Here is a 25046-nt window from a genome sequence, read left to right as displayed (position 1 = left end):
CCAGCGGTCCTCAAGCGGCGTTGGATCGTCCGGAAATACGGTGGCGACGCCAAGGGACTCCCGCGAGGTGATGAGGATCGCTATGCCAGAGCACCGTCAGCAACGGGCGCTCAGAATGGGTGTGCTCGGGACCGCGAACATCGCGATCCGCCGGATCATGCCCGTTCTCGCCGCGCACGACCGGGTCGACCTCGTGGCGGTGGCCAGCCGGGACGAGGCCAGGGCCGTGCAGGTCGGGGCCGTCTTCGGCTGCGAAGGGGTCGGGGGGTACGAGGCACTGCTGGAGCGTGAGGACCTGGACGCCGTCTACATCCCGCTGCCGCCCGGCATGCACCACGCGTGGGCGATGCGGGCGCTGCGGGCGGGGAAGCACGTCCTGGTCGAGAAGCCTATGTCGGACACGTACGAGAAGACGCTGGAGCTGCTGACGACGGCGTCCCGGCTCGGGCTGGTGCTGGCCGAGAACTTCATGTTCCTGCACCACTCGCAGCATGCCGCGGTGCGGGCGATGCTGGACGATTCGGTGGGCGGACTGCGCCAGTTCTCGGGGACGTTCGCGGTGCCGCCGCTGGCGCCGGAGTCGTTCCGCTACCGCCCGGAGCTGGGCGGCGGGGCGCTGCTGGACGTGGGAGTGTATCCGCTGCGGGCGGCCCAGCTGCATCTGACCGGGGAGCTGGAGGTGCTCGGCGCGTTCCTGCGGGTCGACGGGTCGACCGGGGTGGACGTGGCCGGCAGCGTGCTGCTCTGCGACGAGCGCGGGGTGACGGCGCAGCTGGACTTCGGCTTCGAGCACGCGTACCGGTCGATGTACGCCCTCTGGGGCGACCGGGGGCGGGTCAGCGTGCGGAGGGCGTTCACTCCGCCGGAGCAGCTGCGGCCGGTGGTGCGGATCGAGCAGCAGGACGTGGTGACGGAGCGGGCGCTGCCGGAGGACAACCAGGTCTTCAACGCCATGGACGCGTTCGTGCGGGCGGCGCTGGCCAAGGCCCGGTCGGCCGGCGAGGAGACGGCGACGTTGCGGCAGGCGCTGCTCGTGGAGCGGGTGCGCCAGGTCGCACGGACGGTCGGCATGCCGGCGTCCGCGTCCCGGCTGCTGGTCGGGGGTCCTGGCGCACGCTGAGAACGGCGGACCGGCGGGTGTGACGGCACGCCGGTCCCGTCCCCGCGGCGGCCCGGGGCGGATTCCTCCGCCCCGGGCCGCCGCTTCGTCGTCACCGGTCGAGGATCCGCCTCAGGACGTCGTCGAGGACGGCGGCGGTGTCGGTGGGCGCCTCGTCGACGCGCCAGGCCACAATCCCGTCGGGGCGGACGAGGCTGGCGCCGGACTTGCCGATGCCGTACGCCGCGGACACACGGTCGTCCGGGTCGGCGAGGTCGAGACCGATCCGGAGTGCCGTGACCGGGAGGGACAGTTCGGTGGCTAGCCGGGCGGCCGCGGGGGCCCAGGTGTCTCCGGACTCGCCGGCGATCAGGGTCCAGCCGTCGCCGAAGAGTTCGACCGTGGAGACGGGTTCGCCGTCCCGGAGGACCGGGACGTGCGGGCCGCGGAAGCCGGGGCGGCCGGTCGGCTCCAGCGGGTTCTCGACCCGGGCCGGGTCCTCGTCCGAGGCGAGCACGGCCGTGGAGCGGTACCGGAAGCCGAGGAGCGTCTCGGCATATCCCACGGACCGGTCCCACATGTCGGCCATGTGCGGGGCCATCCGCTCGGCGTAGATGGCCAGCGCTTCGGCGACGACGAGCTCGGCGGCGGTGCGGCGTTCTGGCTCGTAGGTGTCGAGGAGGCCGGGTCCGGCCTGGCCCTTCAGCACGGCGCCGAGCTTCCAGGCGAGGTCGAAGCCGTCGGCGACAGCCGCGTTGCCGCTCATGCCTCCGGTCGGCGGGGTGACCTTGGCGGCGTCGCCGACGAGGAAGACCCGCCCGTCGCGCCACCGTTCGGCGATCCGGGCGGCCATCTCCCAGCCCTGGATGTCGATGATCTCCGGTTCCAGACCGGGGTCCTCCAGCGCGAGCCGGATGAGCTCGGTGCACCGCTCCGGGGTGAAGTCGTCGGGGCTCTCCCCCTTCTCCGGGTCGTACTCGACGAAGAGGGTGAAGCGGTCGGGGCAGTCGGTGGGGCCGAAGGTGCCGGTGAACTCGGGGTGGTGGAGGTAGTACCAGCCGGTGGAACCTGCCTCCAGCAGGCCCGTCAGGTCCGCGTCGAAGATGACGCCTGCCATGAGGGCGAGGGTCCCGTGTCCGTACCGTCCGATGCCGAGGGACTCGCGGACGGCGCTGCGGTTGCCGTCGGCCGCGACGAGGTTGCGGGCCCGCAGGTCGTATCCGCCGTCGGGGCCCTCCAGGGTGGCCGTCACGCCGTCGTCGTCCTGCCGGAAGGAGACCAGCCGGGTGTCGAAACGGACGGCGCCGCCGTGGCGTTCGGCCTGGGCGAGGAGGATCGGCTCCAGCTTGTCCTGGGAGAGCATGGCCCAGCCCGCCGGAGTGCAGGGGGCGGTGGCGGCGACCATGTCGTCGAAGCTCTCCGACACGGTGCGTAGGGGTTCGCCGCGGACCGTGCGGCCGATCCGGATGACGAAGTCGCCCTGGTCGCCGCGGATGTCGTCGGCCCGGACGACCTCGGCGGCGACGCCGCCGATCCGCAGCAGTTCCATGGTCCGCGGGTTCTGACCGGCGGCGCGTGGGTAGGGCGAGAGCCCGGACCTCCGCTCCACCACGAGTACCCGGACGCCCTGACGGGCGAGGAACATCGCCGTGGACAGGCCGCCGAGCCCCGCACCCACCACCAGGACGTCGACCTCGTGGTCGTTCATGTCGCTCCTCTCGTGTCGTTCGCTGCTCGGGTGCGGGCGGCGCCCGCGTCCCCGGTCATGTCAGGACGCCGACGAACAGCCCCCGCCCGGAGGGTTGCCCCGGCAGGTATTCGACCCGGAATCCGGCGGCGCAGAAGGCCTCCTCGTACTCCTCCCGGCTGAACAGGGAGATGTCGTGCCGGTCGACGAAGTGATGTGCTCCGACGCCCGGTTCGGCGACGACGACATGGACGTCCATGTGCGAGACGCGGCCCCGGCGGGCGGAGTGCGAGACGCGGGAGACGGTCACGCCGTCGACGGTGACCACGTCGGCGGAGACGTGACCGTCGAGGAAGGTCTCGTCGAACCACCAGGGGTCGACCACGGCCACCCCGCCGGGCTCCAGGTGCCGTGCGAACATGTCGAGCGCGCGCCGTAGTTCGGTGGTGGACTCCATGTAGCCGATGGAGCCGAACATGCAGGTGACCACCGAGAAGCGGGCGTCGAGCTGGAAGTCGCGCATGTCGCCCAGGTGGACAGGCGTGCCGGGCAGCGCCGCCCGGGCGGCGACGGCCATCGGCTCCGACAGCTCCAGTCCCTCGACGTGATCGAAGAGTTCGGCGAAGTGGCACAGGTGGCCGCCGGTCCCGCAGGCGACGTCGAGCAGCCGGGAGGCGTCGCGACGGTGACGGCGTGCGGCGGCGGCCACGGCCTCCGCCTCCACCCGGTAGTCCTTGCCGCGTTCCTTGTGGACCAGGTCGTAGACCTGGGCCAGGTCCCGTCCGTACATGGTGTGTCCGGCTCCCGTCGGCTCCGGCGCCTGCTCCCGCGCGGTCACCGGGAGCCGAGGGTGTGCGCGAGGAGGGCTCCGGCCAGCGGCTCGTGGACGGAGGACGGCAGGGCGTGGCCCATCCCGGGGATCTCGACCAGCCGGGCGGAGGAGATGAGGCCGGCGAGGTGCTTGCCGTGCGGCGGCGGGGCGATGGGGTCCCGCTCGGCCTGGATGACCAGGGTGGGCACGGTGACCCGGGCCAGTTCGGCGGCGCGGGCGAGCGGCGGCAGGGTGAGCTGGTAGTGCGCGTACGGCTCGGCGATGGCGCCTCCGGCGTGGTCGACGGCCCGCTCCTCCCACAGGGCGTACTCGGCGTCGTCGAAGGGGACGGCGTCACCGTTGAGGATGCGCCACTTGCGGACCCGCTTGTCGATCTCCTCGGCCGGGCCCTCGGCGGGCTGGGACATCAGCGCCAAGGCCTCCAGAAACGGCGGCTGCGGTCCGGGCAGTCCATCGGCGGTGGGCTCGCCGCGCATGACGCGCTCGATGTTGTCGTCGAAGTCGATGTCGAGGCCGCCACCGAGCATCAGGGCGAGGCTGAGGAGCCGGTCGTGGTGGTCGAGGGCGATGACCTGGCAGATCGTGGCGCCCATGGAGAGGCCCAGGACGTGGGCGCGTTCCACTCCCCAGCCGTCGAGGACGGCGATCGCGTCGGCCGCCATCTCGTCGAAGCCGTAGGGGTGTTCGGCGAAGTCGCGGGTGGTGGAGCGGCCGGTGTCCCGGTGGTCGTAGCGGATCACGTGCAGCCCACCGTCGGCGAGCCGCCGGGCGAACTCGTCGGGCCAGCCGTACGCGGACAGGTTGCCGCCCATGACCAGGAGCAGCGCGGGGTCGGCGGGGTCCCCGAAGTCGTCGCTCCACAGTTCGACATCGCCGCTCGGGACGAGGCGTTCAGGCATGGTGGTGCTCCTCCTTGGCTGAGGGGGCTGGCCCGGGGGCGCGGACGAACTCGAGGATCGAGAAGTCGAAGGGCAGGGTGCTCGAACCGCTGCCGCCCTCGCCGACGAGGGCGAGCCCGGCGTCGGCGGCGAGCCCGACCACCTCGTCGCGGGTCCTGACGCGGCCGCCCATGAAGACGAGCATCCGCAGGTCGAGCAGGGTCGAGAAGAAGCGGTCGGAGCCGTCGCCGTCGCGGTCGGCACGGTCGAGGACGACGACCCGGCCGCCCGGCTCCAAGGCCTCGACGCAGCGCCGGAGCACCGCGAGCACGTCCTCGTCCGACCAGTTGAGGAGGACGAAGGAGAGCAGGACGGTGTCGGCGCCGGCGGGCAGCGGGTCGAAGAAACTGCCGTCGACGACGGCGAGCCGGTCGTCGAGTCCGGCCCCGGCGAACCGGCGGCGTGCCCGCGCGGCGGGCCCCGGCAGTTCGACGAGGGTGCCGCGGAGCTTCGGCGCGGTCCGCGCGGCCTCGGCGAGCAGGGCGCCGTCGCCGCCGCCGACGTCGAGGACGTGCCGGGTGTCGGTCCAGTCGAGGGCGGCGACCGGAGCCTCGTAGGCGAGGTCCTCGTCGCACGACATCAGGGCGTCGAAGGAGTCGGCCAGCTCCGGCTCGGCGGAGAGGTCCTCCCAGAACGGGCTTCCGAACCGGTCCTGATAGGCGGGCCGGCCGGTTCGGATCACATCGAGGAGCCCGGCGAAGGCTAGGTCGGCGCGGGCGATGGCCCCGTGCAGATCGAGCCAGGCGCGCTGCTGGGCCGGATGGTCGTCGGCGAGCAGCAGGCCGAGGCGGGTGGGCCGTAGCGTGCCGTCCTCGCCGTCGCCCGCCAGGACGCCGGTGACGACGAGGTGGCGGACGAGGCGGGCGAGGGTGGGGGCGTGGGTGCCGGTCCGGGCGGCCAGCTCTCCGACGGTGGTGGCGCCGTCTCGGAGGTGGTCGACGAGCCGGAGGGTGGCCGCGCCCCGGACGGCCATCGGGGTGACCAGATTCCCCAGCTGCTTGAGCAGGATGTCGAGGTCCTTGTCGGTGGGGTCCTGCGGCGGCGCGGACGGAGCCGTGCCATCGACGGGTCCGGTCTCCCTGGTCCGGGCGGCCGGGCCGGTGGAGGGCGTGGTGCTCACCGTGTTCCTTCCCTGGGGTGCCGAGGATGCGCGGGGCGCACGGAAGTCGGGGCGGGGTCAGGGCCGCCAGCCCTCCTCGGTCGGCCAGGGCTCGCCGAGCTGGCGGTAGGTGCCGAGGTAGTCGGGCCAGTCGCGGTGGTCGCGGATCTTGTCGTCGACAATCCGGATGAGGTGGATCTGCTCGCCGGAGAATCGGCGGCCGGTGGCCGGCATTCCGACGAGTTCGCCGACCTGGCGACCGTAGAGGGCGAGCTTGGCGCGGACCCAACTGCCGTTCTCCTCGTAGGAGATCTCCTCCAGGTGCGCCTCGTCGGAGAAGGTCAGCTTGAGCCACTTGACCGCGAGGGCGAACGCCTCGGGGCCACGGAGCGTGGGCATGTGCTCCAAGGCGCCCGGATTCAGATAGTCGGGGTGAATGAATTCAGCCACGTCGTCGACGTCACCGGTGTTGTACGCGTTCACCATGCGGCGCACGATGTCGATGTGATCGGCCACGGCGGACCTCCTCGTCGGGAAAATGGGCGGTGACCCCATCCTGGCTTCCCGGAGCGCCCGCAACAATCCGATCCCGTGCTCATCGACCGAAAGGAAAGCGGAATTCGAGCGGGCGCCGAGTGCGGATCGACCCCCGTTCCAGAAACAGCGGAGAAAGTGGTCGCGTCGGCTACCTCATCCGGAGAGGAACCATGGACGAGACGAAGTACAAGTCAACGGTGACCGAGGCATTCAACGAGGCCGCCGCCACCTACGACCAGATGGGGGTCGAATTCTTCACACCCATGGGACGGCGACTCGTGGAGCGGACCGCCCCGCGCCCGGGCGAGCGGATCCTCGACGTCGGCTGCGGCCGCGGCGCCGTGCTGTTCGAGGCGGCCGACCGGGTGGGCCCCTCGGGCCACGTGCTCGGTATCGACATCGCGCCCGCGATGGTGGAGGCGGCCCGTGAGCGGGCGGTGGCGCTGGGGACCCGCCACGTCGAGGTGCGGGTCATGGACGGCGAGCACCCCGATCTCCCGCCGGCCTCGTTCGACGCGGTGACGGGCAGCTACAGCGTGATCTTCCTGCCGGACGCCCCGAAGGCGCTGGGGCGGTACGCGTCGCTGCTGCGTCCGGGCGGCCGGATCGCCTTCACCAGTCCGGTCTTCACGGACGACACCTTCCCGTTCCTGCCGCCGGTCTTCACCGACCTGATCCCGGAGCGGCTGCTGCGCAACCTGCCGGCGGAGTGGCAGCCGGAGGCCCTGAAACGCCGGTTCAACAGCTGGCTCGGGGACCGGGACGAACTGACCCGGACGATGATCCGGGCCGGTTTCGAGGACATCGAGGTCGCCGACGAGCACGTGCAGCTGGTGGCCGCGGACGGCAGGACGTGGGTGGACTGGTCGCACACCCAGGGCATGCGGCTGCTGTGGCAGCACCTCCCGGCGTACGAGAGCGCGCAGTTGCGGAAGCGGCTGATCACGGAGCTGGACCGGCTGCGGGGGGACGGCCCGCTGCGCCTGCCGACCCCGGTGCGGTTCGTGCTGGCGCACGTGGCGCGCTGAGCCTCCTCCCGTGCGCACGCCCCGGGGGCCCGGTCCGCACGCGGACCGGGCCCCCGGGGCTCTCAGTAGACACGCGAGGCGCCCGCGGAGGACATGCGGACGATGTCACCGGTGGGCCGGCGCAGACCGCCCTGGGCGTCGATCGGTTCCGCGTTGAGGATGGAGCGGTGCAGTTCCTGGGCGGCGAGCCCGGGTTCCAGGCCGAGGTGGTTGACGAGGTTGACCCGGAGGCGCTGGAACACCTCCAGGGCCTGGGCACGCCGCCCGTTGAGGTACAGGGCGCGCATGTACTGGGCGTGCAGGCCTTCGTGGTAGGGGTTGTCCGCGGTGAGCGCGGCCAGCTCGGTGAGGACCTCGCGGTACATGCCCAGCCTCAGCTGCGTGTCGACGAGGTACTCGAGGACGACGAGCCGTGACTCCTCGAACTGCTGGCGGCGCCCTTCGACGATGCGGCCGGCGGTGACGTCGACCAGCGCCGGCCCGCGCCAGACCTGGAGGGCGCTGGTGAGGGTGGCCAGGGCGGTGACATCGTCGCCGGAGGACAGCGCCCGGCGTCCGTCCGCGACGAGCTCGTGGAAGCGGTGCACGTCCAGATCGTCACGGCCGGAGCGGAAGAGATACCCCCCGGAGCGGGTCACGAGGATCTCGGAGGCCACCTGCCGGGTGGTCAGTCTGGCGGCGGTGGCGAACAACTTGCGCAGGTTGAGGATGTACGTCTGCAGCGTGGTCAGGCAGCTGACGGGCGGATTCTCGTCCCAGAGCTCCCGGATCAGCGACGACACGGGCACGACCTGATCGGCGTGCACGAGGAGCGTCGCCAGGACGCTTCTCATCTTGGGCGCGCTCGGCGTGTGCGAGTCCTCACCCACTTGTACGGACAGCGGCCCTAAGACACCTAGCTTCACGACGGTTTCCCCCATGATGTCAGCGTGGGACAGTGCTTACCATTCCTTTAACGTGACGTCACCCCGCCCCTCAACGTGACGTCACCCCGTGAACATTCCCGGGAACCCACGGGGCGCAGGTCTCCGGTAAAGGTCCGCGATGTGCACCTCAGGTCAGGACCGGCCGAGGGCCGGGGACGGTCGGCCACGGTGGGGCCGGCCGGCCGTCAGGCCACGGCGAGCAGCCGGTTGACGGTCTCCAGGAAGGCAGCCGGCGTGCGCACGTCCGCGAGCTCGTCCTCGGGGATGTCCACGCGGTACTCCTGGGAGACGCGGGCGGTGGTCTCCAGAAGGGCCAGGGAGTCGTACCCCAGCTCCGTGAACTCCGCGTCGACGGCGTCCTCCGCCCCTGCCACGGTCTCCTCCTCCCCCGCGCACTCGCGCAGGATGCCGAAGAGCCGCTCGACGGTCAGTTCTTTCGCCATCGTCCTACCTTCCCTCACGATCGATATCGGAATGAGCCGCGGTCACGCATAGCACCCTATGCAGGAGCGGAAGCGGCATGCTCGAGAACCGATCGAGGACGCCGGACAGAAGCATCCAAATCACCCCCGACCTCGTACGACGGTCGACTCCCTCACATCCTTCATTGTTTGTCGGAACTCCGCCGCCTAGGGTCGTCGGGAAGTTCCCGGAACAGGAGGAGTCGTGAAAGGAATTATCCTTGCGGGCGGATACGGAAGCCGTCTGCATCCCATCACTCTCGCCGTTTCGAAACAATTACTGCCGGTGAATGACAAACCTCTGATCTACTATCCGCTCTCAGCGCTCATGCTTGCCGACATCCGCGACATCCTGATCATCGCACTGCCGGGCGACATTCCTCAGCTCCAGCGGCTGCTCGGCGACGGAAGCCAGCTGGGGCTCTCCCTCTCCTATGCGGAACAGCCGGTCCCCGAGGGGCTGGCGCAGGCGTTCCTCATCGGCGCCGACCACATCGGGGACGACGACGTCGCCCTCGTCCTCGGCGACAACATCTTCCACGGGAACGGCTTCTACGACCTGCTCGCGACCCACCGGCGGGGGCTCGACGGCTGCGTCCTGTTCGGCTATCCGGTGACCGACCCGGAGCGGTACGGCGTGGGTGAAGTCGACGAGAACGGGCGGCTGGTGTCGCTGGCCGAGAAGCCGGAGAAGCCCCGGTCCAACCTCGCCATCACCGGCCTCTACCTGTACGACAACGACGTCGTGGAGATCGCCCGGCAGATCCGTCCCTCGCCCCGCGGCGAACTGGAGATCACCGACGTCAACCGGGTCTACCTGAACGCCGGACGCGCCGAACTCGTGCCCTTCGGGAGGGGATTCGCCTGGCTCGACGCCGGCACGCCGGAGTCACTGCTCCAGGCCGGACAGTACGTGCAGACGATGGAGGACCGGCAGGGCGTGCGCATCGCCTGCCTGGAGGAGATCGCGCTGCGGATGGGCTTCATCGACGCGGAGGCATGCCACCAGCTGGGCGTGAGGCTCTCCCGTTCCGGATACGGCTCTTACGTGATGGCCGTGGCCGACGAGATGCGCGCCTGAGACCGGACCTGCGGGGAGGACCCGGCGGCCGCGACCACCGGGCCCCCACCGCGGTCACCCCTCGTCGAGCAGCGCCAAGTGCTTCTCGTCGAGCGCGAGGCGCTCCGCAGCCATGTTGGCCCGCAGGTGACCGACGGACGACGTGCCGGGGATCGGCATCATCACGGGCGAGCGGTGCAGCAGCCAGGCGAGGGCCACCTGCGCCGGTTTCGCGCCGGTCTCCGCGGCGATCCGGGCCAAGGCGCTGCCCGCGGCCGGGCGGGCGGCGCCGGCGAGCGGCTTCCAGGCGATGAAGGCGATTCCCTCCCGCTCGCAGTGCACCAGCTCGGGCTCGTAACGGCGTTCGTCGAGACCGTACTTGTTCTGGATGCTGGCGATCGGGGCGACGGCCCGGGCCTGTTCGATCTGCGCGACGGTCACCTCGGAGAGCCCGATGTGCCGGACCTTGCCCTCGTCCTGGAGCTGCTTGAGCGCCCCGACCTGGTCCTCCAGCGGGACCTTCGGGTCGACCCGGTGCAGCTGGAACAGCTCGACGCGCTCCAGCCGCAGTCGGCGCAGGCTCAGTTCGGCCTGCTGGCGCAGGTAGTCGGGATGGCCGAGGACCCGCCACTGGTGCGGCCCGGGCCGCACCTCGCCCGCCTTGGTGGAGACGACGAGGCCGGGGGCGTACGGGTGGAGAGCGGCGGCGAGCAGCTCCTCGTTGGCACCGAGCCCGTAGACGTCGGCGGTGTCGATGAAGGTCACGCCGAGCGCGACCGCCTCCCGCACGACCTCGATCGCCTTCTCCGGCCTCGCCGGCGGCCCCCAGTGATGGGGGCCGGTCAGCCGAAGGGCGCCGAAGCCCAGGCGGCGGACGCTCAGGTCTCCGCCCAGGGTGAGGTGGGTGGCAACGGTTCGGCGTGACTCCACGAACTCGTTTCCCTTCGTGTGGTGTTCGTACGGGCGTCCGGGTACCGCGGTCAGGGAAGCCGGACGGAGAGCGCGTGGCGGAAGACGTTCTGCGGATCCCAGGCGGCCTTGACCCGCTGGAGCCTGGGGTAGCTGTCCTTGTAGTAGAGGGTCGTCCAGGGCACCCCGGAGGTGTTCCAGGCCGGGTCGGCGGTGTCGGTGTCCGGGTAGTTGATGTAGCAGCCGTCGTGTTCGGAGTTGGGCACGGGGACACCGCCCGTGTCGCCGAAGACGTCCCGGTACAGCTCGCGGATCCACCGCAGGTGCAGGTCGTCGGTGGCCGGATCCATCCAGGTGACGGAGAACCACGCCTTGAGGATCGAGTCGCGCTGCGGCACCGCGGTCGCGGCGGAGGGCACGGCGTTCGCCCGGCCGCCGTAGGAGTAGAGGTCGACCGCGCCCCACCCCTCGAAGGCGGGGTCGGTCAGATGGCGGTGCACGGTGGCGATCCGCTCGGCGGTCCAGGTGCGGCGCAGGTAGGCGCTCTTCGACTTGTGCCGGTCGTACCCGTCGGTGTCGTAGCGGGCGCCCAGGGTCGCCTGGAGCCACAGGTCGTCCTGGTGCTCGACCGCGGGCGTCAGCCCGCTGCCCTCGTTCACCGCCGCGACGAACAGGTCGATCAGGTCGGCCGCGTCGGCCCTGCCGCCGTCGAAGCGGGCCTCCATCGAGATCGAGCCGATGGCGTGGGTGTTGAGGTGCAGGGTGCTGTAGAGGCTGCTGTAGCGCGGATCGGCGTGGTGCGCCTCGAACCAGCGGCTGTAGTTCTGTACGAGCCGGGTGAAGCGGTCCAGGTCGAGGTCGGCCCAGGACCAGGTGGCGAACGTCGTGCGGAGGCGGGTCGGCGGCTTCGGGAGGAGCGACTCGGGGTCGTTCCCCTGCGCCTGCGGCGATCGGAACAGATAGCGGGTGACGATGCCGAAGTTGCCGCCACCGCCTCCGGTGTGAGCCCACCACAACTCCCGGTTGGGGTCGCCGGGTTCGCGGGTCGCGGTGACGACCCGGGCCTGGCCCGAGGCGTCCACGACGACGACCTCGACGCCGTACAGGTGGTCGACGACGGTGCCGTCGCGGCGGGTCAGCGGACCGTACCCGCCGCCGGCGACGTGGCCGCCGGCCCCGACCTGCGGGCACACACCGCCAGGCAGGGTGACCCCGTAGTCGTAGAGCAGGGTGCGGTACACCTCGGCGAGCGTGGCGGCCGGCTCGACGGCGAAGGCCCGGCGCTCGCGGTCGAAGTAGACCGAGCGCATCGGCGATGTGTCGATGAGCACCCTGATGTCGCGGTGGTCGGCGAAGTTCTCGAAACAGTGCCCGCCGCTGCGGACGGCGACCCGCTTGCCCGCCCGCACCGCGGTGGTCAGCACCTGGACGACCTGCGCGGCCGAGTGCACCACGTGCACCTTGTCCGGCGAACCGGTGTACCGGCCGTTGAACCCCCTGGCGACCAGCTCGTGATACCGGGCGTCGCCCACCCGCACGGTCGTGATCCGCGTCTCGGGCACGCACGGCGTGGACTTGGGCGGCCTTCCGGCGTCCGCCTGCGCCCCCCTCGTCGCGGTCACGGTCGCGGCCCCCGCCGCTGCCGCGGTCAGCAACCCCCGGCGGCTGATTCTCCCCACAACACACCCCTTACGACGTACGGACATCGAACGGGGGGAACCCACGCGGTGGCCCCCCGAGAACAGGGCCACCACCGCGTCGGCCCGCTCCGCTCCGCGACGGGAGCTCCCCGGCCCCCACGTCACGCCATGCCCACGGCTCAGCCCTGCCGCGGCTCCAGCACCACGACGGGAATGCGCCGTTCGGTCTTCTTCCGGTAGCTCTTGTACTGCGGGAAGATCGCGGCCATCGCGTCCCAGAGCCGGTCCCGCTCCGTCCCCTCGGCCTCCCGGGCGGCGACCTCGTGCACGTCGGCCGCCACCTGGATCCGGGCCCGCGGGTCGGCGAGCAGGTTCAGGTACCACTGCGGGTGCAGGTCGGACCCCCCGTTGGATCCGACGACGACGAAGTTCCCGTCGTCCTCCCCGTAGATGAGTCCGGTCCGCCGCAGCGCTCCTGAGGTGCGCCCCCGGTGGGTCAGCACGAGCGTCGGCTTCCCGTACCAGATGTGCCCGCTGGCCCCGTCGCTCGCCAGATACCTCCGCACGTGTGTGGCGACCCAGCTCGTCGAACTGTCCAGCGCCTCGTCCTGCCCGTCCATGCACTCGCTCCGTCCAGGGTGGCAACAACGCCACCGCATACTACAGTTTGAGTAACTTCAAAAAAGGCAAACCCATATCGCCAAAAAGACAGGTAAGTTGACCGGAAACCGTGCCATGCGCCGACCCGGCGGCGCGCTTCGAGCATCCACGCCCGACTGCCCCGGCACAACACCTTCCAGCCATCCGCACGACCCCGTCGAGCGTCTCTGGACGCGTTCTCGACCGGCATCGTGACCTCCGGTTCCGGGCGGGGAGACCCACCGCAACGGCCCGCCGATGCCGAGGACATGGGGGATCCGATCGCGAGGCGGCCGGCGGTGCGGGGCGAGTCATGCACCCGCGTCAACGCTTACCACCCCGGACACGATCAGAGCGGCCTGCGACCCGCGCCATCCGGAGGAGTTCTGCGAGCAGCCCGATGCCCTCGGCTTCCGGCTCGTGCCCTGCGGAATGGCCCTGCTCGGCGGCCGGGGCCCGTGCTTGTGGTGCAGTTCGCTGCCAGCGCTCTCCAGCGCACAGGGCGGACGGGAGAGCAATCGGGCCGTCTTGGCGCGCGAGCGCTCGGTGCCCGGCCAGCTGTCAGGAACGTACCCCCGGGGGGAAGCTCTGCTGGGCGGCCATTGCGCGGTTGCGCCCAGGTGAAACTCCGGGGGCCGGTGCACGGTCGGCGCGTGCCGCCGAGGTGGTGGTCATTGGGCACAGGCTCCGAACAGCACATCGAGACCCTCCGGCCGGCAGTCGGCTGCGGGCGGCGGTGCGGTCCGGGCGACCGTTCGGCGAGATGGGCCGGCATCCGCCCCGGACCACCTCCTTCTTGCCGCCGCCGCTGTTCGCTCGCGCCCGGAACACTCCCGCCGACGCGGGGTGTCCTGCGTGCCGTCAGCACCGCCCATCTCATCCATGGCCGCGGCTCAGCCCGGGCCTGAATGCCGACCATCGCCCGCCGCACAGCCGTCGATGTGGGCACCATCGGCCGGGGCCTCCCGGACGCGCACGGCACTCTGCGCCGTACTCAACGGCACATCGAAGCCAGCTCCGGCCTGGTGACGGTGTGGACCCTTCTGGGACTTGCGGCTTCATCAACCCGCACGAGCTTGAAACAAGTGAAAGACCATTCGCCCAGGTCAGCGACCAAATCTCCCTCATCGCGGCAGGTCACCGCGCTCGCTGGTCTCTTCCGGGGCATCTGATCGACGGGCCCCGGCGACTCCGCTCCGAGCGTCACCAGCTCTCTCGGGTGTGCAGCGTCACTCGCAGCCTTCACCTCGCCCGACGTGTCCAACACGCGCCTGACACTCCATCAGAGCGAGTGTCACGGGCGTCGTTTCAGCGTCAAGATATCGCCCGCAACGCCCACACCGCACATAATGCGCACGCACAAAACCGCAGGTCAGGCGCCCTTCGCCACCGGCTCCAGAATCGCCACGCACTCCACATGATGCGTCATCGGAAACAGATCGAACGCCCGCAGCGTCCGCACCCTGTACCCGCCCTCCGCGAAGTACGCCAGGTCCCGGGCCAGGGCCGCCGGGTCGCAGGCCACGTAGGCGATCTTGCGGGCGCCCAGGCCTGACAGGTGCTTGACCACCTGCTTGCCCGCGCCCGCGCGCGGGGGGTCCAGGACGATCAGGTCGCACTCCGTGATGCCCGTGCGGGGCAGGACCTGGTCGACCTTGCCCTGTTCGATGCGGACGCGGTCCAGGTCCTTGAGGTTGTGGCGGGCGTCCTCGACCGCGCGCTTGCCGGACTCGATGCCGAGCACCGCGCCCTTCTCGCCGATGCGCTGGCCGATGGCTCCGGCGAAGAGGCCGACGCCGCAGTAGAGGTCGAGGGCCGTGTCGTTCTTGCGGGGCAGCAGGCCCTGCATGACCGCGCGGACCAGGGTGTTGGCCGCCTGCGGGTGGACCTGCCAGAAGCCGCCGGAGCCGACGCGGTACGTGCGGTCGTCGGCGCGTTCGCGGACGAAGGCGCGGCCGTGGACGCGGTGGACGCCGCCGTCGTGCTCCTCGACGCGGAGTACGGAGACCGGCTTGTCCAGCTCCACCAGGGGGAGCCGGCCGCCGGGCTTCGGGGTGAGGATGACCTGGCGGTCGTTGGAGCCGGTGGCGGTGATCGCTTCCACCGCGGCGATCTGCGGCCACTCGCGCTTCTCGACGCCGAGCTCCGAGACCCCGGGGGCGGCGATCAGGCAGCGGTCGATCGGCTGGACGTCGTGCGAGCGGTGCTTGCGCAGGCCCGCCCGGCCCTCCGCGTCCACGGTGTACTGGACGCGGGTGCGCCAGGCCGGGACCTCGCCCGGCGGGAGCTTGTCGCCCTCGGCGGGCATGACCGTGCCGTCCCAGCTGGCCTCCTCGGGCGTCAGGCCCGCCAGGCGCTTGAGCTGCTCGGCGATCACCTCGCCCTTGAGGCGGCGCTGCGCGCCGGGCTTGGCGTGCTGCCAGTCGCAGCCGCCGCACATGCCGGGACCGGCGTACGGGCACGGGGCCTCGACCCGGTCCTTGGACGGCTCCAGGATCCGTACGGCGTCGGCCCGCAGGAAGCGCGAGTCCGTGTCGCCGTCGGTGACCTTGGCGATGATCTTCTCGCCGGGGAGCGTGTGGCGGACGAAGAGGACCTGGTTCTCGGCCGTACGGGCGATGCAGTGGCCGCCGTGTGCGACGGGGCCGACCTCGACCTCGTACTCCTCTCCGACCAGCGACGACGTGGGTTCGTTCTGCATGAGGGGAGGCTCCAGGGAGGAAGGGGAAAGGCGGGTGCGCGCGGCCGGACAACAGCCCACCAGTCTACGTGGGTGCCGCCAGGGTGCTTACCACGAGACGTCCGCCGCGCCCCGCTCAGCCCTTCCGGCCCGGCTCCTTGTGCCGGCGTTCCACCGGGCCCCGCCGTACCGAACCCGGAGCGGTCCAGTCCGCTCGCCTGCGCGCCCGCTTCTTCGCCGCCTCGGAGGACTGGAGCTGGTACGGGACCGAGGTGACCATCACGCCCGGCGTGAAGAGCAGGCGGCCCTTGAGGCGCAGGGCGCTCTGGTTGTGCAGCAGGTGCTCGTACCAGTGGCCGACCACGTACTCCGGGATATAGACGCTGATCACATCGCGCGGGCTCTGGCGGCGCAGGCCCTTCACGTACTCGATGACCGGGCGGGTCACCTCGCGGTAGGGCGAGTCCAGGATCTTGAGCGGTACGTCGATGTTGCGCCGCCCCCAGTCCTCGCGCAGGGCCTTCGTCTCGTCCGGGTCGACGCTGATGGAGAGCGCCTCCAGGTGGTCGGCGCGGATGAGCTTGGCGTAGGCGAGGGCGCGCAGGGTGGGGCGGTGGAGCTTGGAGACCAGGACGATCGCGTGGACGCGGGAGGGGCGGATGGTCTCGTCGGGGACGGCGTCGTCCGCCGCGATCTCGGCGGCCACCCGGTCGTAGTGCTTTCGGATCGCCGTCATCGTGCCGTAGAAGATCACCATGCCGAGCAGCGCGACCCACGCGCCGTGGCTGAACTTGGTGGCCAGGACGACCACCAGCACCAGGCCGGTGAAGAAGGCGCCGAAGGCGTTGATGGCGCGCGAGCGGATCATGTGGCGGCGCTTGGCTTGGTCGCGTTCGTCGGCCAGCAGGCGGTTCCAGTGCCGCACCATGCCGGTCTGGCTCAGGGTGAAGGAGACGAAGACGCCGACGATGTACAGCTGGATCAGGCGCGTGGAGTCCGCGCCGTAGATCCAGACCAGCAGCATCGCGGCGCCGGCCAACAGCACGATGCCGTTGGAGAAGGCGAGGCGATCGCCGCGGGTGTGGAGCTGGCGCGGCAGGTAGCGGTCCTGGGCGAGGATCGATCCGAGCAGCGGGAAGCCGTTGTACGCGGTGTTCGCGGCCAGGAAGAGGACCAGCGCGGTGGCTGCGGCGAGGAGCATGAAGAGGACCGAGCCGTGGCCGAAGACCGCCTCCGCGACCTGGGCGATCACCGGGTCCTGGGTGTAGCCGTCGCCGACCGGGACACCGTCGCGGATCAGGTCCTTGGCCGGGTACTCGGCCATCTTGACGCCGGTGGTCATGGCCAGGGCGATGATCCCGCAGAACATGGTGACGGCGAGCAGGCCCATCATCGCGAGCGTCGTCGCCGCGTTCTTGGACTTCGGCTTGCGGAAGGCCGGCACCCCGTTGCTGATCGCCTCCACGCCGGTCAGGGCGGCGCAGCCGGAGGAGAAGGCGCGCAGCAGGAGGAAGACCAGCGCGAAGCCCGCGAGGCCCTGGTGTTCGGGCTTGATCTCGAACTCGGAGGTCGGGGCGTGCATCGTGTCGCCGAGGACCAGGCCCCGGAACGCGCCCCACAGGATCATCAGGAAGACGCCCGCCACGAAGAGGTACGTGGGGACCGCGAACAGCTTCCCCGACTCCCTGACCCCGCGCAGGTTCATCAGCGTGAGCAGGACGATGGCGCCGATCGCGCAGAGCGTCTTGTGTTCGATGACGAAGGGGATCGCGGAGCCCAGGTTCTCCACGCCCGCGGAGATCGACACGGCCACCGTGAGGACGTAGTCGACCAGCAGGGCGCTGGCGACGGTCAGTCCGGCCCGGGGGCCGAGGTTGGTGGTGGCGACCTCGTAGTCGCCTCCGCCGCTCGGGTAGGCGCGGACGTTCTGCCGGTAGGAGGTGACGACCGTGAACATCAGGACCACGACGGCCAGCGCGATCCAGGGGCTGAAGTGGTACGCCGACACACCCGCGATGGACAGGACCAGGAGGACTTCTCCGGGGGCGTACGCCACCGAGGACAGCGGGTCGGACGCGAAGACGGGGAGCGCGATGCGCTTGGGGAGGAGGGTCTCCCCCAGCTTGTCGCTGCGCAGCGCCCGCCCGATCAGAATCCTTTTGGGCACGTCGGTCAGTTTGGACACGCTGAGGATCGTAAGCGGAGCCCGTGCCGGTCATGGACGCCTGAACGCCGTGGCACCGCTCTCTCCTGCGGAAGGAGCGGAAACCGGCCGTAATCCTTAACGGAATCCTTGCGACCGGCGCAGCGCTTTTACTCCCTCTTTGCCCATGTGTCCGGGGCAACGCACACTCGGAGGAAACAGCGGGCCCCCAGCGGCATAAGCTCATCCCCGGGCAGCGCCGAAGTCGTTGCCCCGTTGTTTGCCCGGCAAGCTGAGAGAGAAGTGTGAGCAGCGTGTTTTCGCAGGTCGGCCGGACGACCAGGACGGCGAGGTAGGCGAACGGTGCACATCGTCATCATGGGTTGCGGGCGCGTCGGAGCCGCTCTCGCGCAGACCCTGGAGCAGCAGGGGCACACGGTCGCGGTGATCGACCAGGACCCGACGGCCTTCCGCCGTCTCGGGTCCGGATTCGGCGGCCGCCGGGTCACCGGGGTCGGCTTCGACCAGGACACCCTCCGCGAGGCGGGCATCGAGGAGGCCGGGGCGTTCGCCGCGGTCAGCAGCGGTGACAACTCCAACATCATCGCGGCCCGGGTGGCCCGCGAGATGTTCTCCATCGAGAACGTCGCGGCCCGTATCTACGACCCGAAGCGGGCCGAGGTCTACCAGCGGCTCGGCATCCCCACCGTGGCGACGGTGCGCTGGACGGCGGACCAGATGCTGCGGCGGCTGCTGCCGTCGGGCGCGGAGCCGCTGTGGCGCGATCCGAGCGGGGGTGTCCAGCTCGCCGAGGTGCACACGACACCGGCCTGGATCGGCCACCGGATCAGCACCCTCCAGGAGGAGACCGGCGTCCGCGTCGCCTTCCTCACCCGGTTGGGCGAGGCCATACTGCCGACGTCGCAGACCGTCCTGCAGGAGGGCGACCTGGTCCACGTGATGATGCGTACGGACGAGATCGCCAAGGTCGAAGAGGCCTTCGCCGAGGGTCCCGAGGAGGGCGGTCACTGATGCGTGTGTCGATTGCCGGGGCGGGCGCGGTGGGCCGTTCCATCGCCGCCGAGCTGCTGGAGAACGGGCACGAAGTGCTGCTCATCGACAAGGCGCCCAGCGCCATCTCGGTGGAGCGGGTGCCGTCGGCCGAGTGGCTGCTCGCGGACGCCTGCGAGATCACCTCGCTGGACGAGGCGGCGTTGCAGCGGTGCAACGTGGTGATCGCGGCGACGGGGGACGACAAGGTGAACCTGGTCGTCTCGCTGCTCGCGAAGACCGAGTACGGCGTGCCGCGGGTGGTGGCGCGGGTCAACCACCCGAAGAACGAGTGGCTGTTCAACGAGTCCTGGGGCGTCGATGTCGCGGTCTCGACCCCGCGGCTGATGTCGGCCCTGGTGGAGGAGGCGGTGAGCGTCGGCGATCTGGTCCGGCTGCTGCGCTTCAGCCACGGCGACGCCAACCTGGTGGAGCTGACGCTGCCGCCGGAGTCGGCGCTGGCCGGCACCCGGGTCGGTGAGGTGGCGTGGCCCGAGGACACCTCGCTGGTCACCATCATCCGCGGGACGCGGGTGCTGACGCCGAGCCCCGAGGAGTCCCTGGAGGCCGGTGACGAGCTGCTGTTCGTGGCGGCCCAGGCGCGCGAGGAGCAGTTGGAGGACCTGCTGTCGGTCCGCCGCGATCCGTCGTCCGACGACTGACGTGTGAGCGGTCCTACAGCTGACGCGTGAGCATAGGAAGGGCCCGTAACCGCACAACAGCGGTTACGGGCCCTTACCTTTACGTCTTTACGCCTCCGGGTTGCGGAGGGCTGCCGCGGCCTGCTCGGCCTTGCGGTCCTTCTCTGCCTGCTCCGCGGCCTTCTCCTCGGCCTCCATCTCGGCGAAGACGTCGATGGGCGGCGGCGCCTTCGCGAGGAAGACCCAGGTCAGATAGACCGCGAGCAGGAACGGCGGGATCTTCAGCGCGACCAGCACCCAGCCGAACTGGGTGGTGTCGGCCCACCAGTACAGCGGGAAGAGGATCGCGCACTTGGCGAGCAGGATGAGGCCCCAGGCGTAACTGGCCTTGGTGTACGCCTTCTTGCGGCCGGGGTTACGCGTCCGCCAGGAGAGGTTCTCCTTGAAGACCGGGCCCAGGATCAGCCCGATCAGCGGCACCCCGGCGGCGGCGGTGACAAGGTAGGCCGTGGCCAGCCCCAGCGTGTAGAGCATGCCCGGCAGGTAGAAGTCCTTGGCGTTGCCCGTCATCATCGCGAAGACGACACCGAAGGCGACCCCGAAGACGCCGCTGAAGGCGTGCTTCACGGTGTCCCGGCGCAGCAGCCGTACGGCGACCAGGGCCAGGGAGACCGCCAGGGCCGCGATGGCCGAGATGTGCAGGTCCTTGTTGATGGTGAAGATCGTGACGAAGAGCAGCCCGGGCAGGACTGTCTCCACCATGCCGCGCACACCGCCGAAGGCCTCGAAGAGGGCGGCTTCGGTGACCGCCTTCGACGCGGCGTCCTGCTGGGCGGCGTGCCTTCCGCCGGCGCTGTGCCGGTCGGTGGGGTGGGGCTGGTCCGTTTCGGACGTCGGCTTGTCGAGAGACGTCACCGGCTACTCCTTGCCGAGCGGTCGGAGTTCGTATGTGGGGTTGAACAGCACCCGGCGCCCGTGGCTCATGGCGACCCGGCCCGAGGCGATGATCCTGCGGCCCGGCTCTATGCCGACGATGGAGCGACGGCCCAGCCAGACCACGTCCAGCGGCTCGGTGCCGTCGAAGAGCTCCGCCTCCAGGGCGGGCACTCCGGCCCGGGGACGGAGGGTGACGGTCCGCAACGTACCAGCCACCTTGACTATCTGGCGGTCGGAGCACTCGGATATCCGCGTGCATCCGGTGGCCTGGGTGTCCTCCCGCAGCTCCTGGGACTCCAGGTCCTCCTGGGAGCTGGAGAGCCGGTCGAGCATACGGCGGAAGCGCCCGGAAGGCCTCTCCGCCCTGCCGGCCTTCTCGTGTCGGGGAACAGCACTCATACCCGAAGGGTACCGGTCCTGCGGGCTGTGCACTGAGGCCTGGGCGGACCACTCGAAAGGGTGAGCCGGTGAGCGTCAGTCACGCTCGAAGCGGTAACCCATGCCCGGCTCGGTGACGAAGTGGCGGGGGTGCGAGGGGTCCGCCTCCAGCTTGCGGCGGAGCTGGGCCATGTAGACCCGCAGATAGTTGGTCTCGGTGCCGTAGGAGGGCCCCCAGACCTCCTGGAGGAGCTGTTTCTGGCTGACCAGGCGGCCGCCGTTGCGGACGAGGACCTCCAGCAGATGCCACTCGGTGGGGGTCAGCCGTACGTCGCGGCCGGCGCGGTGCACCTTCTTGGCCGCCAGGTCGACGGTGAAGCCGGCCGTCTCCACGATCGCCAGGTCCTCGGTGACCTCCTGGCCGACCGGTTCCGAGCGGCGTACGGAGGCGCGCAGGCGGGCCAGCAGCTCGTCCATGCCGAAGGGCTTGGTGACGTAGTCGTCGGCGCCCGCGTCCAGCGCCTCCACCTTCTCGTCGGAGGTGTGGCGCGCGGAGAGGACGAGGATCGGGACCCGGGTCCAGCCGCGCAGGCCCTTGATCACCTCGACCCCGTCCATGTCGGGCAGCCCGAGGTCCAGGAGCACGACGTCGGGGTGGCGGGCGGCGGCGAGCTGGAGAGCGGTCGCCCCGTCCGGTGCGGCGTCGACCTCGTACTTGCGGGCCTTCAGGTTGATCACGAGGGCGCGTACGATCTGCGGCTCGTCGTCGACCACAAGCACCCGGGTCATCGCGGACCTGCCTTTCTGCGGGAGGAGCTGTACGGGGAGTAGGGGGCGGGCTTCACGCGGGCGGCTCCGTCATGGGGTGGCGGGACCGTGCGGGGCGGGTGCGTCATGAGGTGGCCTCGGCCGGGAGCGCCGCCCGGTCCTGGGCCTGGCCCCGGCCCGGTGCGGCCGTCAGCGTCAGGACCATGGTCAGCCCGCCGCCGGGGGTGTCCTCGGCGTCCAGGGTGCCGCCCATGGCCTCGGCGAACCCCCGGGAGACCGCGAGGCCGAGGCCCACCCCGGCGCCGCGCGGGGCGTCACCGTACCGCTGGAAGGGCTCGAAGATCCGCTCCTTGGCCTCGTCGGGGACGCCGCGCCCCCGGTCGACGACCCGGAGTTCGACGCGTTCGCCGTGCGCGCTGGCGGCCACCGCGATGGGCTCGCCGCCGGGGCTGTACTTGACGGCGTTCTCGACGACGTTGGCGACGACCCGCTCCAGCAGCCCCGGGTCGACGGCGACCATGGGCAGCGTCTCGGGGATGTCCAGGTCGACGCTGCCCTCGGGGACCCCGCCGAGCGCCATCGGCACCACCTCGTCGAGGTCGATCTCGCGGATCAGCGGGGTCACGGTGCCGGTCTGGAGGCGGGACATGTCCAGCAGGTTGCCCACGAGGTGGTCGAGGCGGTCGGCGCCGTCCTCGATGCCTTCGAGGAGTTCGGCCTCGTCCTCCGGGGACCAGGCGACATCGTCGGAGCGCAGCGAGCTGACGGCGGCCTTGATCCCGGCGAGCGGGGTGCGCAGGTCATGGCTGACGGCGGCCAGCAGCGCGGTCCTGATCCGGTTGCCCTCGGCGAGCCTGCGGGCCCGGTCGGCCTCGGAGACCAGGCGCTGGCGGTCCAGGACGACGGCAGCCTGGGCGGCGAAGGCGCCGAGCACCCGGCGGTCCTCGGCCGGCAGCACCCGGCCGGACAGCGCGAGCGCCATGTTGTCGCCGACCGGCATGTCCACGTCCGCGTCGTCGGGCCGGGCGACCGGGGCGGGCCCGACGAATCCGGCACAGGTCCACGGATCGACGTCGCTGGCCCGCTCCAGCAGGGCGACGGACTCCATCGCGAAGGTCTCGCGGACCCGCTCCAGCAGCGCGTCCAGCGCGGTCTCGCCGCGCAGCACGCTGCCCGCCAGGAAGGAGAGGATCTCCGACTCGGCGCGCAGCCGGGCGGCCTGGTGGGTACGGCGGGCCGCGAGGTCCACCACCGAGGAGACCGCCACGGCCACCGCGAAGAAGATCACGATGGCGACGAAGTTCTCCGGGTCCTGGACGGTGAGGGTGTGGGTCGGCGGGGTGAACCAGTAGTTCAGGAGCATCACGCCGACGGCGGCCGAGGCGAGGGCGGGCCGCAACCCGCCGAGCAGGGCGGCAGCGACGGTCAGGAAAAGGAAGAGCAGGACGTCGTTGGCGAGGCCGGGGCCGTTCTCCAGGCTCCGCAGCAGCAGTGAGAGCAGGATCGATCCGGCGACGCCGACGAGCCAGCCCCAGATGATCCGGGCCCGCCCGAGCCGGGCACCGCGGGCGATGGGCAGTCCGCGCCCCTTGGCGACCTCTTCGTGGGTGACGATGTGGACGTCCAGGTCGGGTCCGGACTCCCGGGCGACGGTGGCGCCGACCCCGGGGCCGTAGATGTACTGCCAGGTCTTGCGGCGGCTGGAGCCCAGCACGATCTGGGTGGCGTTGACCCCGCGGGCGAACTCCAGGAGGGCGGCGGGGATGTCGTCGCCGATGACGTGGTGGAACGTTCCGCCGACGTCCTCGACCAGGGTGCGCTGGACTGCCAGCTCCTTGGGCGAGGCGGAGGTCAGCCCGTCGCTGCGTGCGATGTAGACGGCGAGGATCTCGCTGCCGGAGCCCTTGGCGGCCATCCGGGAGGCGCGGCGGATGAGCGTACGGCCTTCAGGTCCGCCGGTGAGGCCGACGACGATGCGTTCGCGGGCCTGCCAGGTGGTACGGATGTTGTGCTCGCCCCGGTACTGCTGGAGGTACTCGTCGACCCGGTCGGCGGTCCACAGGAGGGCCAGCTCGCGCAGGGCGGTCAGGTTGCCGGGGCGGAAGTAGTTCGAGAGGGCGGCGTCCAGCTTGTCGGGCTGGTAGATGTTGCCGTGCGCCATCCGGCGGCGCAGCGCCTGGGGCGACATGTCGACCAGCTCGATCTGGTCGGCCCGGCGCACCACCTCGTCCGGGACGGTCTCCTGCTGGCGTACGCCGGTGATCGACTCCACGACGTCGCCGAGCGACTCCAGGTGCTGGATGTTGACCGTGGATATGACGTCGATCCCGGCCTTGAGAAGCTCTTCGACGTCCTGCCAGCGCTTGGCGTTGCGGGAGCCCGGCACATTGGTGTGGGCCAGCTCGTCCACCAGGGCCACGGCGGGCGCGCGCTCCAGGACGGCGTCGACGTCCATCTCGGTGAAGACGGCGGAGCGGTAGTCGATCTCGGAACGGGGGATCTGTTCCAGGCCGTGCAGCATCACCTCGGTACGCGGCCGGTCGTGGTGCTCCACGAGGGCCACCACGCAGTCGGTGCCGCGCTCGACCCTGCGGTGGGCCTCGGCCAGCATCGCGTACGTCTTGCCGACGCCCGGTGCCGAGCCGAGGTAGATCCGGAGTGTGCCGCGTCCCATGGCCCCATTGTCTTCTTCCTGCGGCCGTCCGTGCCGGTGGCCGATGGCGCCGGGTGCGGCTGCCGCTGACGACGCTACTCCGCGCATCCGTGGCTCCGGCACCTGGGAGCGCAGGTGAGGGCCGTATTGACGCAACCCTGATGGCGTTGACGCGGCCCTGACGCGGACCTGCCCGTCTCGGGGAGGTCCGCGTCAGGGGCCGGTCCGGCGGGCGCCGGTCCTGTCCCGCGGAGCGGTGTGGGGCCGGTCAGCGGGCGTCCGCCAGCTCCCGCAGGGCGATGTTGAGCCGCAGGACGTTCACCCGGGGCTCTCCGACGAAGCCGAGGGTCCGCCCCTCGGTGTGGTGCGCGACCAGCTCCGCCACCCGGTCGGCGTCCAGGTGGTTGCGGGCGGCGACCCGGCGGACCTGGAGCTCGGCGTACGCCGGGGAGATGTGCGGGTCGAGGCCGGACCCGGAGGAGGTGACGGCGTCCGGGGGGACGTCCTGGGGGCGGACGCGGTGGCCCGGTACGGAGTTGTCGGCGACGACGGCCTCCTGGGCGGCCTTCACCCGGCCGATCAGCTCCTCGTTGTCGCCGGCGAGGTTGGAGGCGCCGGAGACGAGGAGGTCGTACCGGGTGTTGACACTGTTGGTGGAGAGCCCGGCGGACGGGCGGGGCTGGAACCACCGGAGGTCGGGTGCGGGCGCCTCGCCGCCCCTGCGTGCCGGGAGGTCGTAGCGCTGGCCGATGAGCTCCGAGCCGACGGTCCGGCCGCCGGCGGTGATCTCCGAGCCGTTGGCCCGGCCGGGAAAGAGTGCCTGGGCCCCTCCGGTGACGGCCAGCGGGTAGAGGACGCCGCAGACCAGGGTGAGGACGAGCAGGGCGCGCAGCCCGGCTCCGAGCAGCCGGGCGGTGGTGCCGGCGTAGGTGTGGGTCATGG

The 25046-nt window shown here is 71.0% G+C and carries 22 protein-coding genes; 5 read left to right on the top strand and 17 right to left on the bottom strand.

What is annotated here, in order from left to right; all coding sequences use genetic code 11:
- Positions 1–82 precede the first annotated feature (82 nt).
- Positions 83–1120, top strand: coding sequence for a Gfo/Idh/MocA family oxidoreductase (locus GTY67_RS27530; protein ID WP_237502929.1), 1038 nt, complete (start codon positions 83–85; stop codon positions 1118–1120).
- A gap of 91 nt (positions 1121–1211) precedes the next feature.
- On the opposite strand, the gene GTY67_RS27525 is transcribed toward GTY67_RS27530, so the two are convergent.
- From GTY67_RS27525 to GTY67_RS27505, 5 genes are read right to left on the bottom strand one after another with little or no spacing between them, the layout of a single operon-like run.
- Positions 1212–2807 carry an FAD-dependent oxidoreductase gene (locus GTY67_RS27525; protein ID WP_161280634.1) on the bottom strand — a complete coding sequence of 532 codons (1596 nt, stop codon included), beginning with the start codon at positions 2805–2807 and terminating at the stop codon, positions 1212–1214.
- Between the two features lie 55 nt (positions 2808–2862).
- A complete protein-coding gene (locus GTY67_RS27520) occupies positions 2863–3576 on the bottom strand; it encodes a class I SAM-dependent methyltransferase (protein WP_161280633.1) in 714 nt (237 codons plus the stop codon).
- 44 nt (positions 3577–3620) lie between these two features.
- Positions 3621–4517: an alpha/beta fold hydrolase gene (locus GTY67_RS27515; protein WP_161280632.1), complete on the bottom strand. Its 897-nt coding sequence runs from the start codon at positions 4515–4517 to the stop codon at positions 3621–3623.
- The gene (locus GTY67_RS27510) at positions 4510–5676 is read right to left on the bottom strand and encodes a methyltransferase (RefSeq protein ID WP_161280631.1); all 1167 of its coding nucleotides are present in this window, start codon (positions 5674–5676) and stop codon (positions 4510–4512) included. Before GTY67_RS27510 ends, GTY67_RS27515 begins: the two co-directional genes overlap by 8 nt.
- 57 nt (positions 5677–5733) lie before the next feature.
- Positions 5734–6171, bottom strand: coding sequence for a SnoaL/DnrD family polyketide biosynthesis methyl ester cyclase (locus tag GTY67_RS27505; protein ID WP_161280630.1), 438 nt, complete (start codon positions 6169–6171; stop codon positions 5734–5736).
- 191 nt (positions 6172–6362) lie between these two features.
- On the opposite strand from GTY67_RS27505, the gene GTY67_RS27500 reads away from it, so the two are divergent.
- Positions 6363–7220: a methyltransferase domain-containing protein gene (locus GTY67_RS27500; RefSeq protein WP_161280629.1), complete on the top strand. Its 858-nt coding sequence runs from the start codon at positions 6363–6365 to the stop codon at positions 7218–7220.
- Positions 7221–7282: 62 nt separating this feature from the next.
- Here GTY67_RS27500 and GTY67_RS27495 read toward each other — a convergent pair whose 3' ends face one another.
- Positions 7283–8053, bottom strand: coding sequence for an AfsR/SARP family transcriptional regulator (locus GTY67_RS27495; RefSeq protein WP_161280628.1), 771 nt, complete (start codon positions 8051–8053; stop codon positions 7283–7285).
- A gap of 278 nt (positions 8054–8331) precedes the next feature.
- Positions 8332–8589, bottom strand: a complete 258-nt coding sequence (locus GTY67_RS27490; RefSeq protein WP_161280627.1) for an acyl carrier protein — start codon at positions 8587–8589, stop codon at positions 8332–8334.
- 223 nt (positions 8590–8812) lie between these two features.
- Here GTY67_RS27490 and rfbA point away from each other — a divergent pair, with 223 nt between their 5' ends.
- Positions 8813–9688: a glucose-1-phosphate thymidylyltransferase RfbA gene (gene rfbA, locus GTY67_RS27485; protein WP_161280626.1), complete on the top strand. Its 876-nt coding sequence runs from the start codon at positions 8813–8815 to the stop codon at positions 9686–9688.
- Between the two features lie 54 nt (positions 9689–9742).
- Here rfbA and GTY67_RS27480 read toward each other — a convergent pair whose 3' ends face one another.
- The 5 genes from GTY67_RS27480 to GTY67_RS27460 form a co-directional block, all read right to left on the bottom strand.
- Entirely contained in the window at positions 9743–10597 is an 855-nt protein-coding gene (locus GTY67_RS27480) for an aldo/keto reductase (RefSeq protein WP_161280625.1), read from the bottom strand.
- A 50-nt stretch (positions 10598–10647) separates the two neighbouring features.
- On the bottom strand, positions 10648–12123 hold the full coding sequence (locus GTY67_RS27475) for an FAD-binding protein (RefSeq protein WP_161281609.1): 1476 nt from the start codon (positions 12121–12123) through the stop codon (positions 10648–10650).
- Positions 12124–12395: 272 nt separating this feature from the next.
- Complete coding sequence (locus GTY67_RS27470) at positions 12396–12836, bottom strand: nitroreductase family deazaflavin-dependent oxidoreductase (RefSeq protein ID WP_161280624.1); 441 nt, start codon at positions 12834–12836, stop codon at positions 12396–12398.
- A 1391-nt stretch (positions 12837–14227) separates the two neighbouring features.
- Complete coding sequence (locus GTY67_RS27465; protein WP_161280623.1) at positions 14228–15556, bottom strand: class I SAM-dependent RNA methyltransferase; 1329 nt, start codon at positions 15554–15556, stop codon at positions 14228–14230.
- 115 nt (positions 15557–15671) lie between these two features.
- Positions 15672–17720: an APC family permease gene (locus GTY67_RS27460; protein ID WP_161280622.1), complete on the bottom strand. Its 2049-nt coding sequence runs from the start codon at positions 17718–17720 to the stop codon at positions 15672–15674.
- Positions 17721–18041: 321 nt separating this feature from the next.
- On the opposite strand from GTY67_RS27460, the gene GTY67_RS27455 reads away from it, so the two are divergent.
- On the top strand, positions 18042–18710 hold the full coding sequence (locus tag GTY67_RS27455; RefSeq protein ID WP_093692268.1) for a TrkA family potassium uptake protein: 669 nt from the start codon (positions 18042–18044) through the stop codon (positions 18708–18710).
- A complete protein-coding gene (locus GTY67_RS27450) occupies positions 18710–19390 on the top strand; it encodes a TrkA family potassium uptake protein (protein WP_093692269.1) in 681 nt (226 codons plus the stop codon). The genes GTY67_RS27455 and GTY67_RS27450 overlap by 1 nt, the downstream gene beginning before the upstream one ends.
- 87 nt (positions 19391–19477) lie before the next feature.
- Here the strand turns inward: GTY67_RS27450 and GTY67_RS27445 are convergent, their stop codons facing one another.
- The 5 genes from GTY67_RS27445 to GTY67_RS27425 all read right to left on the bottom strand — a co-directional run bounded on the left by GTY67_RS27445 (position 19478) and on the right by GTY67_RS27425 (position 25044).
- A complete protein-coding gene (locus tag GTY67_RS27445; protein ID WP_093692270.1) occupies positions 19478–20284 on the bottom strand; it encodes a DUF3159 domain-containing protein in 807 nt (268 codons plus the stop codon).
- Positions 20285–20287: 3 nt separating this feature from the next.
- The gene (locus GTY67_RS27440; protein WP_078533286.1) at positions 20288–20704 is read right to left on the bottom strand and encodes an OB-fold nucleic acid binding domain-containing protein; all 417 of its coding nucleotides are present in this window, start codon (positions 20702–20704) and stop codon (positions 20288–20290) included.
- A 75-nt stretch (positions 20705–20779) separates the two neighbouring features.
- Positions 20780–21472 (bottom strand): response regulator, encoded by a 693-nt coding sequence (locus tag GTY67_RS27435; RefSeq protein ID WP_161280621.1) that lies wholly within the window; start codon positions 21470–21472, stop codon positions 20780–20782.
- Positions 21473–21575: 103 nt separating this feature from the next.
- Positions 21576–24125: a sensor histidine kinase KdpD gene (locus GTY67_RS27430; protein ID WP_093692272.1), complete on the bottom strand. Its 2550-nt coding sequence runs from the start codon at positions 24123–24125 to the stop codon at positions 21576–21578.
- Positions 24126–24372: 247 nt separating this feature from the next.
- Complete coding sequence (locus GTY67_RS27425; protein ID WP_093692273.1) at positions 24373–25044, bottom strand: potassium-transporting ATPase subunit C; 672 nt, start codon at positions 25042–25044, stop codon at positions 24373–24375.
- Between the last annotated feature and the right edge of the window lie 2 nt (positions 25045–25046).

The organism is Streptomyces sp. SID8374, from assembly GCF_009865135.1.
Classification (GTDB): Bacteria; Actinomycetota; Actinomycetes; order Streptomycetales; family Streptomycetaceae; genus Streptomyces.
Note: the sequence above shows the minus strand (reverse complement) of the source record. Positions and strands in the feature narration are given on the sequence as shown.

Excerpts from the sequence above, each read along its gene's own strand:
- GTY67_RS27530 (WP_237502929.1), top strand. The coding sequence starts at position 83 with ATGCCAGAGCACCGTCAGCAACGGGCGCTCAGAATGGGTGTGCTCGGG.
- GTY67_RS27440 (WP_078533286.1), bottom strand. The coding sequence starts at position 20,704 with ATGAGTGCTGTTCCCCGACACGAGAAGGCCGGCAGGGCGGAGAGGCCT.
- GTY67_RS27525 (WP_161280634.1), bottom strand. The coding sequence starts at position 2,807 with ATGAACGACCACGAGGTCGACGTCCTGGTGGTGGGTGCGGGGCTCGGC.
- GTY67_RS27425 (WP_093692273.1), bottom strand. The coding sequence starts at position 25,044 with ATGACCCACACCTACGCCGGCACCACCGCCCGGCTGCTCGGAGCCGGG.
- GTY67_RS27470 (WP_161280624.1), bottom strand. The coding sequence starts at position 12,836 with ATGGACGGGCAGGACGAGGCGCTGGACAGTTCGACGAGCTGGGTCGCC.
- GTY67_RS27430 (WP_093692272.1), bottom strand. The coding sequence starts at position 24,125 with ATGGGACGCGGCACACTCCGGATCTACCTCGGCTCGGCACCGGGCGTC.
- GTY67_RS27450 (WP_093692269.1), top strand. The coding sequence starts at position 18,710 with ATGCGTGTGTCGATTGCCGGGGCGGGCGCGGTGGGCCGTTCCATCGCC.
- GTY67_RS27495 (WP_161280628.1), bottom strand. The coding sequence starts at position 8,053 with ATGAGAAGCGTCCTGGCGACGCTCCTCGTGCACGCCGATCAGGTCGTG.
- GTY67_RS27490 (WP_161280627.1), bottom strand. The coding sequence starts at position 8,589 with ATGGCGAAAGAACTGACCGTCGAGCGGCTCTTCGGCATCCTGCGCGAG.
- GTY67_RS27520 (WP_161280633.1), bottom strand. The coding sequence starts at position 3,576 with ATGTACGGACGGGACCTGGCCCAGGTCTACGACCTGGTCCACAAGGAA.
- GTY67_RS27515 (WP_161280632.1), bottom strand. The coding sequence starts at position 4,517 with ATGCCTGAACGCCTCGTCCCGAGCGGCGATGTCGAACTGTGGAGCGAC.
- GTY67_RS27465 (WP_161280623.1), bottom strand. The coding sequence starts at position 15,556 with ATGCAGAACGAACCCACGTCGTCGCTGGTCGGAGAGGAGTACGAGGTC.
- GTY67_RS27435 (WP_161280621.1), bottom strand. The coding sequence starts at position 21,472 with ATGACCCGGGTGCTTGTGGTCGACGACGAGCCGCAGATCGTACGCGCC.
- GTY67_RS27500 (WP_161280629.1), top strand. The coding sequence starts at position 6,363 with ATGGACGAGACGAAGTACAAGTCAACGGTGACCGAGGCATTCAACGAG.